10 protein-coding genes and 1 pseudogene are annotated in these 12,787 nt (G+C 74.8%); 4 read left to right on the top strand and 7 right to left on the bottom strand.

Features of this window, described 5'->3' with window-relative positions; genetic code table 11:
- Nucleotides 1-170: 170 nt before the first annotated feature.
- Both ACFYUY_RS17580 and ACFYUY_RS17575 read right to left on the bottom strand, forming a co-directional pair.
- Nucleotides 171-785 (bottom strand): 3-oxoacid CoA-transferase subunit B, encoded by a 615-nt coding sequence (locus ACFYUY_RS17580; protein WP_360209523.1) that lies wholly within the window; start codon nucleotides 783-785, stop codon nucleotides 171-173.
- A gap of 69 nt (nucleotides 786-854) precedes the next feature.
- Nucleotides 855-1,610: pseudogene (locus ACFYUY_RS17575) on the bottom strand (CoA transferase subunit A); the annotation flags it as partial.
- Nucleotides 1,611-2,108: 498 nt separating this feature from the next.
- On the opposite strand from ACFYUY_RS17575, the gene ACFYUY_RS17570 reads away from it, so the two are divergent.
- The gene (locus tag ACFYUY_RS17570) at nucleotides 2,109-3,011 is read left to right on the top strand and encodes an alpha/beta fold hydrolase (protein ID WP_387901415.1); all 903 of its coding nucleotides are present in this window, start codon (nucleotides 2,109-2,111) and stop codon (nucleotides 3,009-3,011) included.
- Between the two features lie 85 nt (nucleotides 3,012-3,096).
- Here ACFYUY_RS17570 and ACFYUY_RS17565 read toward each other — a convergent pair whose 3' ends face one another.
- Together ACFYUY_RS17565 and ACFYUY_RS17560 are read right to left on the bottom strand one after the other, a co-directional pair.
- Nucleotides 3,097-4,380: a hypothetical protein gene (locus tag ACFYUY_RS17565; RefSeq protein ID WP_360209382.1), complete on the bottom strand. Its 1,284-nt coding sequence runs from the start codon at nucleotides 4,378-4,380 to the stop codon at nucleotides 3,097-3,099.
- 378 nt (nucleotides 4,381-4,758) lie between these two features.
- Nucleotides 4,759-5,346 (bottom strand): VTT domain-containing protein, encoded by a 588-nt coding sequence (locus ACFYUY_RS17560; protein WP_360209521.1) that lies wholly within the window; start codon nucleotides 5,344-5,346, stop codon nucleotides 4,759-4,761.
- Nucleotides 5,347-5,892: 546 nt separating this feature from the next.
- Here ACFYUY_RS17560 and ACFYUY_RS17555 point away from each other — a divergent pair.
- Nucleotides 5,893-6,984 carry an LLM class flavin-dependent oxidoreductase gene (locus ACFYUY_RS17555; RefSeq protein WP_387901412.1) on the top strand — a complete coding sequence of 364 codons (1,092 nt, stop codon included), beginning with the start codon at nucleotides 5,893-5,895 and terminating at the stop codon, nucleotides 6,982-6,984.
- A 75-nt stretch (nucleotides 6,985-7,059) separates the two neighbouring features.
- Here the strand turns inward: ACFYUY_RS17555 and ACFYUY_RS17550 are convergent, their stop codons facing one another.
- Together ACFYUY_RS17550 and ACFYUY_RS17545 are read right to left on the bottom strand one after the other, a co-directional pair.
- Nucleotides 7,060-9,237 carry a putative bifunctional diguanylate cyclase/phosphodiesterase gene (locus ACFYUY_RS17550; RefSeq protein ID WP_387901409.1) on the bottom strand — a complete coding sequence of 726 codons (2,178 nt, stop codon included), beginning with the start codon at nucleotides 9,235-9,237 and terminating at the stop codon, nucleotides 7,060-7,062.
- A 375-nt stretch (nucleotides 9,238-9,612) separates the two neighbouring features.
- Entirely contained in the window at nucleotides 9,613-10,038 is a 426-nt protein-coding gene (locus ACFYUY_RS17545) for an OsmC family protein (RefSeq protein WP_360209373.1), read from the bottom strand.
- Between the two features lie 342 nt (nucleotides 10,039-10,380).
- On the opposite strand from ACFYUY_RS17545, the gene ACFYUY_RS17540 reads away from it, so the two are divergent.
- Together ACFYUY_RS17540 and lepB are read left to right on the top strand one after the other, a co-directional pair.
- Nucleotides 10,381-10,716: a chorismate mutase gene (locus ACFYUY_RS17540; protein WP_360209370.1), complete on the top strand. Its 336-nt coding sequence runs from the start codon at nucleotides 10,381-10,383 to the stop codon at nucleotides 10,714-10,716.
- A 162-nt stretch (nucleotides 10,717-10,878) separates the two neighbouring features.
- Complete coding sequence (gene lepB / locus ACFYUY_RS17535) at nucleotides 10,879-11,679, top strand: signal peptidase I (protein WP_387901406.1); 801 nt, start codon at nucleotides 10,879-10,881, stop codon at nucleotides 11,677-11,679.
- Here the strand turns inward: lepB and ACFYUY_RS17530 are convergent.
- Nucleotides 11,642-12,745, bottom strand: a complete 1,104-nt coding sequence (locus tag ACFYUY_RS17530) for a DMT family transporter (protein ID WP_387901596.1) — start codon at nucleotides 12,743-12,745, stop codon at nucleotides 11,642-11,644. The genes lepB and ACFYUY_RS17530 overlap by 38 nt on opposite strands.
- Nucleotides 12,746-12,787: the final 42 nt, after the last annotated feature.

The following is a 12,787-nucleotide window of genomic DNA, read 5'->3' as shown; positions in this document are numbered from 1 at the left end:
TGAATCCGGCGTGTGTGCCGGCGCGAGGGGCGGCCGGTGGTGCTACGGGCCGGGCGAACGGCCGGCGCACCGCGAGGCGTCCGGCCGTTCCGTCGGGCTCTCCTGTTCCTCGTTCCGCTTCTCCGTTCCCCTTCTCCGCTCAGGCTCGCCGTGCCGGTGCCCCGGCAGCCTCAGAGCGGGGGCAGCAGGGTCGCGGCCGTCGCGGCCCTGACCGCCGCGAACTCCACGCCCGGGGCGGTCTCCACCAGCCGCAGCCCGTCCGGGGTCACGTCGATCACGGCCAGATCGGTCACGATGCGGTCCACCACCGCCCGCCCGGTGGCGGGGAGCGAGAGCTCCTCGACGATCTTCGGAGACCCGTCCCGGGCGGTGTGCTCCATCACGACGATCAGTCGGCGGGCGCCGTGCACGAGGTCCATCGCGCCGCCCATGCCCTTGACCATCCGGCCGGGGATCGTCCAGTTGGCGAGGTCGCCGCCGGCCGACACCTGCATCGCGCCGAGCACCGAGACGTCGATCCGGCCGGCCCGGACCATGCCGAAGGAGAAGGCCGAGTCGAAGTACGAGGCACCGGGGGCGACCGTCACCGTCTCCTTCCCGGCGTTGACCAGGTCGGCGTGCTCGGCGCCCCCGACCGGGTACGGCCCCACGCCCAGGACGCCGTTCTCCGAGTGCAGCACCACCTGGACGCCCGGCGGGAGGTGACCGGGGATCAGGGTGGGCAGGCCGATGCCCAGGTTCACGTACTGTCCGTCGCGCAGCTCCCGGGCGGCGCGGGCCGCCAGGGCGTTGCGCGCGTCGAGGACGGGCGGCCGCCCGGCGGGGCCGGCCGGTCCGGCGTTCGCCGGGGAGGGCGCGGCCGGTTCGGGGCGGACGGTCCGGCGCTCGATGCGGCGGTCCCCGGGGTCGGCGGCCACCACCCGGTCCACGTGGACCCCGGGCAGGTGCACGGCGTCCGGGGCGAGCTCGCCCGGTTCGACGATCCGGTCGGCCTCGACCACGGTGATCCGGCCGGCCGCCGCGCACAGCGGGTTGAAGTTGCGGGCGGCCGCGTGGAACACGCAGTTGCCGTGCCGGTCCGCCACCTCGGCCCGGATCAGCGCGAAGTCGGCCGTGATCGCCTCTTCCAGCAGGTACCGGCGGCCGCCGAACTCCCGGACCTCCTTGGCCGGGGAGGCCAGGGCCACCGAGCCGTCCGCCGCGTAGCGCCAGGGCAGCCCGCCCTCCTCGACCTGGGTGCCCACACCGGCGGGCGTGTAGAAGGCGGGGACGCCGGCGCCGCCCGCCCTCAGCCGTTCGGCCAGGGTGCCCTGCGGGGTCAGCTCCACCTCCAGCTCACCGGCCAGGTACTGCCGGGCGAACTCCTTGTTCTCGCCGACGTAGGAGGACGTCATCCGGGCGATCCGGCCCGCCCGCAGCAGCAGGCCCAGCCCCCAGTCGTCCACTCCGCAGTTGTTGGAGACCACGCGCAGGCCGGTGGTGCCGGTGTCCACCAGGGCGCCGATCAGCGTGCTCGGGATGCCGCAGAGGCCGAAGCCGCCGACGGCCAGCACCGCGCCGTCGGGGATGTCCCCGACGGCGTCGGCGGGGGAGTCCAGGACCTTGTCCAAGGGGTCACCTCGTGAGGAGTGGGAGAGGGAGGAAGGGGTCGCTCCGGGAGGTGGTGGTGCGGCGTCGGAGGGGGTAGGGGAGACGGAGCGGCACCCGGAGGGGAGGGACGCACAGCCGCGACGGGCCGGGTGGCCGGCCGTTGTCGGACGGCCGCCGTGCCGCCTCCACCGTCACCGGGCGCGGGCCGCCGCAGCCATGGCCGCCGCCGCCATGCCCGGGTGCCGGGGCGTGGCGCGCGGCCACACCCCGGCACCCGGGGAGCCGCGCGGACCGGGCGGTATGGCGGCCGCAGCCACATCGCGGTGGGCCGATGCGTCGCCCGGTCACATGTCGCCCGTCCCACCGCACACCTACGGTTCCGGCATCCAGCCGCCGCACCCCCAGGAGTCGGCCACCATGCGCAGCTCGACAGCACCCACCGGGACCGCCTCCGGTGCCCGCCCGGTCCGGACGCCGACCGGTGTCCGGCCCGCCCGTCCCTTCGGAGGTACCCCCGCATGAGCCAGTCCCCCCTGCACCCGGAGGAGGAGGCCGTCCCCGTACCCGGCGGTGAGCTGGCGGTGCTGCGCTGGCCGGCCGACCGCCCGGACGCCCCGACCGTCGTGGCGGTGCACGGCATCACCGCCAACGGCCTCGCCTGGTACGAGGTCGCCCGCCGGCTCGCCGGGCGGGTCACCCTGCTCGCGCCCGACCTGCGGGGGCGCGGTGGAAGCCGGGCGGTCGCCGGGCCGTACGGGCTGGCCCGGCACGCCGACGACGTGGCCGCGGTGATCTCGGCGCTCGGCGCGGGGCCCGTCACCGTGGTCGGCCACTCGATGGGGGCCTGGGTCACCGCGCTGGCCGCGGTGCGGCATCCGGACCTCGTCCGCCGGGTGCTGCTGGTGGACGGTGCGCTGACCTTCCCGCTGCCGGAGGGCGTCCGCGAGGAGGACGCCCTGGCCGCGGTGCTCGGCCCGGCCCTGGCCCGGCTGTCGATGACCTTCCCGGACCGGGCCGCCTACCGGGAGTTCTGGCAGCGCCACCCGGCCTTCGGGCCGGTCTGGTCGGCGGAGCTCGACGCCTACACCGGGCGCGACCTGGTCGGGGTGGAGCCCGACCTCCGCTCATCCTGCGTGCTGGAGGCCGTGCAGGCCGACGGCGCCCAGGTGCTGCTGGACCGGGAGGCGGCGGCCGCCGTGCACCGGCTGTCCTGCCCGGCCGAACTCATCTGGGCCGAGCGCGGTCTGCTCGACGAGCCGCAGGGGCTCTACGACCACCGGCGGATCGGGCTCGCCGGGCTCGATCCGGCCCGGGTGCCCGCCTCGCCGGTGCCGGACACCAACCACTACTCGATCCTCTGGGGCGAGCGGGGGGCCGAGCGCATCGTCCGCGGCCTGCTCGCGGACGCCGGCGTCGGGTGACCGACCGGTCGGCACCGGCCCGGTCGGCGGAACGGGTGCCCGCGGACGGGGCCGCCGGCGCCCGGGTCGGCCGTCCGGCCGAGCCTCAGCCCGCCGCGCCGAGGAACGTCTCCCAGCCCCCGGCCGGCGCCTGGCCGACGTTGAGGGTGCGCAGCTTGCGCAGGGTGGACTGGTCCTGGACCTCGAGCCATTCGACGAGCTGCCGGAAGGAGACCAGCCGGACGTCCGGCTTGCCCGCGATCGTCTTGAGGGTCTCCTCGACGGCGTCCATGTAGATGCCGCCGTTCCACTGCTCGAAGTGGTTCCCGATGAAGAAGGGTGCGCGGTTGCTGTTGTAGGCGCGGTCGAAGCCGGCGAGGTAGGCGTCCTTGGCCTGGGTGCGCCAGTCGTTGTACTTGGCCGGGTCGCCCTTGGTGCTGCCGGCGGACTGGTTGGCCAGGATGTTGTAGTCCATCGAGAGCACCTGGAAGGTGTGCCCCGGGAACGGGATGGACTGCAGCGGGAAGTCCCAGACCTTGCCGTCCTGCACCTTCTGCGGCCATATCTGGAGGCCGCCGGAGGAGCTGGCGTCGTACTTCCAGCCCAGCTTCGCGGCCGTGGGCAGCAGTGCCTTCTGGCCCTCCAGGCAGGGGGTGCGGCCGCCGATGAGCTCCTTCTTGTAGTCGAAGGGGAGCGGGTCGACGTCGGTGAAGCCGGTGTTGGTCCGCCACTGGGTGACGAAGCCGATCGCCTGGTCGATCTCGCTCTGCCAGTCGTCGGGGGTCCACATGTTGACCCCGTTCTTGTCGGGGCGGCTGGAGCAGAAGTGCCCGTTGAAGTGGGTGCCGATCTCGTGCCCGGCCAGCCACGCCTGGCTGACGAGCTTGAGCGTGGCCTTGACCGCGCCGTCCGACAGGTACGGGATGTCGGAGGCCCCCACCGAGTGCTTCGGCGGGTGGTACAGGTCGGCCTTGCCCTTGGGCAGGGCGTATATACCGGAGAGGAAGAAGGTCATGGTGGCCTTGTACTGCTCCGCCAGCTTGAGGAAGCGGGGGAACTGGCCGTCGTCGGTGCCGCCCGCGCCGTCCCAGGAGAAGACCACGAACTGCGGGGGCCGCTCGCCGGGCTTGAGCTTCTCGGGCTTGGGCTGGTTCGGCTGCGGACCGGTGTCGGCGGTGGAGCCGTCACCGATCGGGGTGCCCTTGGGGACGGTGGTCCTGGTCGGGTCGGCGGTGTCGGCCGAGGTGGTGCCCGGGCTGCCGCCGGCACCGGGGGAGGACGTGGAGCCGTGGCTCGAACCGGATCCGCCGCTGGAGCAGGCCGCGACCGCGCCGAGGGCCGCGGTCGCAGCGGTCGCACTGAGCACCGTCCTGCGCGAGATGCTGGTCATGGTCTCCCCTGGGTGCCGATGCCGGTGGTGAGGGCGGGTCGGGTCCGCAACCGGCCAAATCGGGCAATTGATGTATTTTCCGCTGTAAGCATGTCATGTGGTCGCAGCGGCGACCAAGGCCGCCGATGTCCGACGTAGGACAACACGCCGACCGCACCGAGCCGGGCTGCAGGAAATTCTCATCTGTTGCCGTCCTGTGACGCTTCGCACCTCGCGCCGTCGGGGCAGTACGGTACCCCCGGTTCGACCGTGTGATCAGAGTTCGTCAGCGCTCGGTCCGGCCGGTCGCCCGTCCGGGCGGACGGCACTCGCCGAGGGGTCGGTCCGGCCGGGTCGGGGGTCGGAGGGGGGTGCTCGCCGGGAGGCTTCGGCGAGCGGTCAGAGCGCGGCCAGCCGCCGGTTGCGGCGGACTATTCGGGCGATCGCGGTGCTGACGAAGGTGGCGGCGGTGCAGGACACCGCCAGGCTCAGCCAGGCGGTGTCGAACCAGTGGCTGTTCAGCCAGCCCAGCGTCACGATGTAGGCGGCCCAGACCAGTGCGGCCAGCGCCGACCAGTGCAGGAAGCGGTGCGGATGGGCGGGTGAGTGGCCGATGGCCACGTCCAGGACGGTCCGGCCGGCCGGGACGAACCGGGCGATCACCACCATCGCCGCGGCCGCCCCGTGGGGGCGTTCGACCAGGGCCTGCTGGACCCTCGCCACGCTGGCGGCCAGCTTCGGCCGCCGGGCGAGCCGCCGTTGCAGGACGGGCGCACCGCGCCGGGCGAGGTGGAGCAGCAGCAGGTCGCCCAGGAACGAGGCGACGGCCACGCCCAGGCCGAGCAGTATCGGGGCGCCGTCGATCCGCGCCGTCTTGAGGACGGCCAGGATGACCAGCGTGCCGCTGGGGATGAAGGGGAGGAGGGCGTCTCCGAGTACGGCGAAGAGCGCCAGGGCGCAGATCCACGAGGATCCGATCGCCGCCACGAAGTTCAAGGCCCGTACTCCCTCCACGCCGCCCGGGGGAGCAGGTGGCTGCTGGGGTCAACGCTAGCGCCTCGACTTTTCATGCCATGAAGCACCCCGGTATGCCGCGGATCACAGGAGGTGGGCGGTTTGCCGGGAATTGGCGCGAGCCCCCGGAGCGGTGTGCCGCTCCGGGGGCTCGCTGGGATCGGTCGGCACTGGTCCAGCCCGCCGATCTTGTTCGCGGAGGACGGATCCCGTCGGGTCGTCCGCTCCTGATCACCAGCCTGCCGGAGGCCGCCGCCGATCGCGAGCCCTGGGCCTGGCGACTTCCGGCTCTGGCGTGAAGTCGCCATCCGGGCAGCGGTGCTGTCCCTCCGTCAGGTGAACGGAGGGGCGGGCCCGGGGCGGCCCCTCCGGCAGCGCCGGGGCGGATCCCGCCGGAGCGCGGGAACAGCCGGCCCGGCGGCGTGGTTGACCCCGGTCGGCAACAGCGATCGCCGGGCGTTCGACACCGGCGGTCGACCACGACGGGCCGGCTCAGGGAAGGCCAGGAGGGCGGACGGCATGACCACCGAGGACCAGCAGGAGCACGGGGCCGGACCGGGGCCCGGCGCGGCGGTCCGCGGCACCGCCCGCGGTACCGCACCCGCCCCGCTCTCCATCCTCGACCTCGCGACCGTGGGCGTCGGCTACACGCCCGCCGAGGCCCTGGCCGCGACCACCGCGCTGGCCCGCAGCGCCGAGCAGTGGGGGTACCACCGCTTCTGGGTCGCCGAGCACCACGGCATGCCCGGCGTCGCCAGCTCCACCCCGGCCGTCCTGCTCGCCCACCTCGGGGCCCACACCACGACGCTGCGACTCGGCTCGGGCGGCGTCATGCTCCCCAACCACGCCCCGCTCGCCGTCGCCGAGCAGTTCGGCCTGCTGGAGGCGCTGCACCCGGGCCGGATCGACCTCGGGCTCGGCCGCGCCCCCGGGACGGACCCGGCCACCGCCCGGGCACTGCGCCGGGGCCTCTCCGAGGGGGCGGACGACTTCCCGCAGCAGCTCGCCGAGCTGACCCACTTCCTCGACGCGGACTTCCCCGACGGGCACCCGTACGCGCGGCTGACCGCCGTCCCCCGCGGGGACGGCCGCCCGCCGGTCTGGCTGCTCGGGTCCTCCGGCTTCAGCGCCCGGCTGGCCGGTCGGCTCGGTCTCCCGTTCGCCTTCGCGCACCACTTCAGCAGCGTCAACACCGTTCCGGCCCTCGACCTCTACCGGGAGTCCTTCCGGCCCTCGGAGGTGCTCGCCGAGCCGTACGCGCTGATCGGGGTGAGCGCGGTCGCCGCCGACGACCGGGCCTCGGCCCGCCGCCTCGCGCGCTCCGCGGCCCTCGGGATGCTCCGGCTGCGGCGGGGCAACCCCGGCCCGATCCCCACCCCGGAGGAGGCCGAGGCCCACCCGTACAGCCCGGCCGAGGCGGAGTTCATCGACGGCTGGCTGGAGAACGTGGTGCTGGGCGCGCCGGGCGAGGTCGCGGACGGCCTGGAGGCCCTGCGCAAGCGGACCGGGGTGGACGAGCTGATGGTGACCTCGCACATCCACGGCCACGAGGCCCGGCTGCGCTCCTACGGTCTGATCGCCGAGGCCTACGGCCTGACCGCCGGAGCCTGACCGCCGGGGCCTGACCGCCGGGGCCTGACCGCCGGGGCCTGACGGCCCCGGCCCACCGCCCGAGCCCGCCCCGGGTCAGCGGCCGGCGCCCCGGCCGGTGCGGCCCTCGCGCAGTATGGCCGCGACCAGCTCGGCCTCCCCGGGGCGGGCGAAGTACCAGCCCTGAGCCGTGTCACAGCCGGTCAGCCGCAGCCGCTCGGCCTGGGCGGCGCTCTCGATGCCCTCGGCGGTGACGGTCAGGCCGAGCGTGTGGGCCAGCTGCACCATCGCGCCGACGATCTGCTCGTCGGCGTCGCTGCGGCGGGAGCCGAGCTCCGGGCGCTCCGGGCGGCCGCCGCCGGCCGGGGCCGGGTCGCGGAAGCCCTCGATGAAGGTGCCGTCGAGCTTCAGCACGTGCACCGGCAGCCGGGAGAGGTAGGCCAGGTTGGAGTAGCCGGTGCCGAAGTCGTCGATCGCGATCCGCACGCCCATGTCGGCCAGGGCCTGCAGGGCCTGCAGCGGTCGGCCGCCGGGGCCGAGCAGGGCGCTCTCGGTGATCTCCAGCTGGAGCAGCCGGGCCGGCAGTCCGGTGCGTTCGAGCGCGCGGGCGACGTCCGCGACCACGTCGGAGTCCCAGATCTGGCGGGCCGCCAGGTTGACGCTCACGAAGGTCTCGGTCTCGGGGAACTCGGTGAGCCACCGTTTGGCCTGGCGGCAGGACTCCTCCAGGACCCAGGTGCCGAGCGGCACGATCGCGCCGGACTCCTCGGCGAGCGGGATGAAACGGTCCGGCGAGAGCTTCCCGTACCGCGGGTGGTGCCAGCGGACGAGGGCCTCGGCGCCGTGCACGGCGCCGTCGGCCAGGCCGACCAGCGGCTGGTACTCGATGGTGAACTCGCCGCGCTCCAGGGCGGGCCGCAGTGCGGTGGCGAGCAGCTGGCGGGTCAGCTGGTGGGCGCCGCGGTCCGGGTCGTAGAGGGTCCAGCGGGCGCGTCCGTCGGCCTTGGACCAGTAGAGGGTGGCGTCGGCGTCCTTGACCAGGTCGGTCGGGGTGGTCTCGTGCACGGACCGTTCGACGACGCCCACGCTGGCGGTGACCACCAGGCGGTGCCCGGCGACGTCGAAGGGGCGTTCCAGCTCCCGGAGGATCCGGGCGGCCAGCTCGGTCAGCTGCTCGCTGCCCCGGCTGTCGGTGACCAGGACGGCGAACTCGTCGCCGCCCATCCGGGCGACCAGGTGGGCGTCGCGACCGGAGAACCCGCGGCGCAGCCGGGTGGCGACGGCGATCAGCAGCTGGTCCCCGATGTGGTGGCCGAGCGTCTCGTTGATCGCCGCGAAGCCGTCGAGGTCCAGGTAGCAGACGCCCACCCGGCGCCCGTCCGCCGGCGGGAGGGCCGGCTCGGCGGCCTGGAGGACGTCGGCGGCCTGTACGGCGGCGTCGAGGGCGAGGGCGTCGGAGGGGGCGACGGTGGCGGTGGCCGTGAGGCAGGCGGCGTCGAGCCGCTCGAAGAAGAGGGTCCGGTTGGGGAGCCGGGTCAGCGGGTCGTGCAGGGCCTGGTACTCGAGGCGGTCGCCGAGCCGGCGCTGCTCGGTGATGTCCTCCACCAGCGCCAGGGTGTAGAGCGGTCGCCCTGCGCCGTCCCGGATCAGCGAGACGGTGACCTTGCTCCACACCGTGCGGCCCTCGCGGTGCTTGAGCTGCTTCTCCACGCGGAACCGCTCGCGGCCGCCGTGGACGAGTTCGGGGAAGAGCCGGTGCGGCATGCCCTCGGGGTCGATGATCTCGTGCAGGTGGGTGCGGACCAGCTCGCCGACGCCGCGTCCGATGAGGGCCGCGAAGGCGGGGTTGACCTCGATGATCCGGTCCTCGGGGTCGATCAGGGCCATGCCGATGACCGCGTCGCAGAAGGCGGCCCGGAACCGGGACTCGCTGGCCCGCAGGGAGGCGAGCGGACGGTCCGTCCCGCCGTCCTCCGGGTCGGCGCCGCCGGCGGGGCCCCGGTGCGCGCCGTCGTTCAGCGGCTTCGAGCAGGTGGGGCAGAGGAGCGCGCCGGGGTCGGCCGGGGAGATGCCCGCCGTTCCCGACGGGTCGATCGGACCGACGGAAGCGACCGACCCGACCGGGTCGACGGTGCCGACCGCCGCGCCGACCGCCGTGCCGGCGGAGCCGACGGCGGGCCGCCGGGCCGGTGCCGTGAGGTGACGGTGGTGCGGTGAGTCCTCGTGCCGCACGCCCGGGTGGTGTGCGTCGGCCCCCTCGTTCTGGCCCGGCACGGCATGCTCCCGTCCGCTGCTGACGCCTGATGCTGGTCCGGCCGGCCACTCGGGACTCCGGCGGCCGGCTCCGCACTCTGTCGCGGTCCTCGGAGTCGGTCCGGTGCGGGGCGCCCGGCGTGGGGCGCTGTCGCGCGGAGACCCGCGTGAAGGACAGGGCGCTGCGGCCGATCATAGGCCGCGGTGACAACGGGCGGTGACCGCCGCCAGGGTGATTCGCCCGCTTCGTGGCCATGAGTGGCGGTACGGGTGGACGCCCCGGGTGTACATCACATGAGGTGTGCCGGGGGCGTGTGAGCCGAATCCGCGCCCCCGGGCGCTGGTTGCGCGCCGGGAGCGGGAACGAGCTGACGCCGCGCCGGATCCGGCGGGGCGTCAGGCCAGCGTGGCGGTCAGGGTGATGGTGGTGCCGGTGAGCGCCTTGCTGACGGGGCAGTTGGCCTTGGCGTCCTCGGCGGCCTTGACGAAGCCGGCCTCGTCCAGGCCGGGCACCTGTCCGGTGACGGTCAGGTGGATGCCGGTGATCCCGGTGCCGGGCTGGAAGGTGACGTCGGCCTGGGTGTCCAGGGTGGTCGGCGGGGTGCCGGCGCCGGCGAGGCCGTGCGAGAGGGCCATCGAGAAACAGGCCGAGTGCGCGGCGGCGATCAGTTCCTCCGGGCTGGTCTTGCCGTTGGGCTGTTCGGCCCGGGCCGGCCAGGAGACCGGGTACTCGCCGATCCCGGAGGAGGCGAAGGTCACCTGCCCCTTGCCGTCGACCAGGTTGCCTTCCCAGGCGGTGCGGGCGGTGCGGGTGGTTGCCACGATCGGTACCTCCATCACTGAGGGACTGCTGTGTCGTCACTTCCGGTCATGCACGCACCAGCCTACGGGCCGCGCCCCCGGGGCCCGGGAGGGTCGGGGCGGCGGGTGGCGCGGGTCGTGGGACGGCGCGGGTCCGCCCGGGTCCGCCCGGGGCCGGCGGGGGAACGCGGGGGGACTGCCGGGTGACCATCGGGGCCGCCGGGGGTCCGGGGGACGTCCGGATCGTGGACGGAACCCCTTCGGCGTGCGGTTCCGGCACGGGGGCCCTGTTAGATTTGCCCGGGCCCGAGCCCGGCCGCCCCGCGCGCCGGGTGCCCAACCCAGACACCGGGAGCCGCCCCGATGACGGACCACCCCACGACCCCCGACGCCGGCCTGCCCCAGGGGGTCGACGACGCCGTGCGGGCGGAGCTGACCAGCCTGCGCGAGAGCATCGACAACATCGACGCCGCGGTGGTCCACATGCTGGCCGAGCGGTTCAAGGCGACCCAGCGGGTCGGCCGGCTCAAGGCCGAGCACAAGCTGCCCCCGGCCGACCCGGCGCGCGAGCGGGACCAGATCAAGCGGCTGCGGGAGCTGGCCGCCGGGGCGAAGCTGGACCCGGTCTTCGCCGAGAAGTTCCTGAACTTCATCATCGCCGAGGTCATCCGCCACCACGAGGCCATCGCCCGCGCCTGAGCGCCCCTCGCCTGAGCGCCCCCCGGCGGGGCGGCTCCCCGGGGCCGTCCGGTCCGGGGGAGCCCGGGGAGATGTCGGGGACGGCTAAACGCCCGATTTCGTGAGGCTCCACGGTTGGCGTAGCGTGCAGGTTTCCCCAGCCGGAGAGGTGGAGCAGCGACGATGGCGGTGAACCTGCCCGAAACGCCGAGCGATGCCGGGTCCGGCCCGGCCCCTGCTGCCGGCCACGGTCCCGGGGCGTCCGACGCCCCCGGCGGCCGCGCCGAGGCCCGCCGCCGGGCCCGGGGCTCGCGCGTCCGCAAGGCCCGCCGGGCGGGGCGCCGACCGCGGCCCTGGTGGATCGAGGTGCCCGCGATGGCGGCGGTCGGCCTGGTGGTCGCCCTGCTGATCAAGACCTGTCTGTTCCAGGTGTTCACCATCCCGTCCGGCTCGATGGAGAACACGCTGCGGATCGGCGACCGGGTCGGCGTGAACAAGTTCGCTCCGCTGACGGGCTGGAAGCCGGAACCCGGGCAGCCGGTGGTGTTCAAGGACCCGGGCGGCTGGCTCCCGCCGCAGCCCACCGACTCGAACCCCCTCACCAACGCGGTGACCTCGGTGCTGAGCTTCGTCGGGCTGGTGCCGCCGAAGGACGACAACTACCTGGTCAAGCGGGTCGTCGCGACCGGCGGCCAGACCGTGCAGTGCGCGGGCAGCACACTGACCGTCGACGGGAAGAAGGTCGACGAGCCGTACCTGCACCCGGGCGACGACTCCTGCGCCGGCCTGAACTTCGGCCCGGTGACGGTGCCCTCGGGCTCCGTCTGGGTCGAGGGCGACCACCGGAGCGACTCGGCGGACTCCCGCTACCACCAGCGCGGCCCGGGCGGCGGGGCCGTGCCGGTGGCCAACGTGGTCGGGCCGGTGGCGGCCGTCGTGTGGCCGCTCAACCACCTCGACTGGTTCGGCTGGGTCGGTCGCTGACCCCCCGCTCGGCGGCCACCCGCTCCCGGTCGGCCCGAGGACCCCGGTCGACCGGGGAGTCCCCGGCGACCCGCGCGCCGCTCGGCGCGCCAGGACCGCCGGGCCCGCCCGGCCCGTCCGGCCGGTGCAGCTCGTCGAGCCCGTCCGGGACACCCGGGGCGGCGGCGCCGGCGACGGCTGCGGCCACCGTTTCCGGGTCGGCCGGCGGCTTGCTGGCCTGCGCCGCGAAGGCGCCCGCCAGCACCAGCAGACCACCGGCGATCTGCGGCAGGCCGAGGTGCTCGCCGAGCAGGACCCAGGCCAGCACGGTGGCGACGACCGCCTCGAGGTTGGCCACCACCCCGGCGATGGGCGGCGAGAGGTAGCCCACGGAGATCACGCCGGTCAGGTAGGCGAGCACGGTCGCGACCAGGATCATCCAGGCGGCCGGGAGCAGCGCGGGCACCGTGTGCCCGTTCATCAGCACGGATCCGCCGAGCGGGCTCCAGTCGGCCTGCCACGGCCGGGTGAAGGCGGTGAGCAGGACGGCGCCGATCAGCAGGCCGTAGGCGCTGACCGCCATCGGGTCGACGGGCCGCTCGCCCCGGCGGCCGGCGTCGGCGAGCAGGAAGTAGCCGACCTGGCAGCAGGCGGCGCCCAGGGCGAAGAGCACGCCGAGCGCGTCGAAGCCGAGGCCGTTCCAGACCTCCACCACGCAGGCCAGTCCGCTCACCGCGACCCCGGCGCCGATCGCCGCGCCCCGGCTGATCGGCTTGCGCTGGACGAACCTGACGTAGCCGATGAGCAGCGGCGGGCCGAGGTACTCGATGAGCAGGGCGACGCCGACCGGGATGCGGGAGATCGCCGCGAAGTAGCAGGCCTGGACGCCGGCGACGGCGAGCAGGCCGAAGCCGAGCAGTAGGCCGGGGCGGCGCAGGACGGCGTCCCGGTGCCGGTAGGCGATCGGGAGCAGGGCCACGGCCGCGCCGGTGACCCGGAGCCACACCACGTGCAGCGGTGAGAGGCCGGCCTCGATCAGCGGCTTCGCGGCGGTGCCGGAGCCTCCGAAGGCGAAGGCGGAGACCAGGGCGAGGCTGAGGCCGAGGGTCCTGCCGGTGGGGCGGGTGGA

The sequence above is a fragment of the Kitasatospora sp. NPDC004745 genome (assembly GCF_042873275.1).
Lineage (GTDB): Bacteria > Actinomycetota > Actinomycetes > Streptomycetales > Streptomycetaceae > Kitasatospora.
Note: the sequence above shows the minus strand (reverse complement) of the source record. Positions and strands in the feature narration are given on the sequence as shown.

What these genes read in the sequence shown, in the direction of transcription:
- ACFYUY_RS17570 (WP_387901415.1), top strand. Translation starts at nt 2,109, where the DNA reads ATGAGCCAGTCCCCCCTGCACCCGGAGGAGGAGGCCGTCCCCGTACCC.
- ACFYUY_RS17565 (WP_360209382.1), bottom strand. Translation starts at nt 4,380, where the DNA reads ATGACCAGCATCTCGCGCAGGACGGTGCTCAGTGCGACCGCTGCGACC.
- ACFYUY_RS17555 (WP_387901412.1), top strand. Translation starts at nt 5,893, where the DNA reads ATGACCACCGAGGACCAGCAGGAGCACGGGGCCGGACCGGGGCCCGGC.
- ACFYUY_RS17540 (WP_360209370.1), top strand. Translation starts at nt 10,381, where the DNA reads ATGACGGACCACCCCACGACCCCCGACGCCGGCCTGCCCCAGGGGGTC.
- lepB (WP_387901406.1), top strand. Translation starts at nt 10,879, where the DNA reads ATGGCGGTGAACCTGCCCGAAACGCCGAGCGATGCCGGGTCCGGCCCG.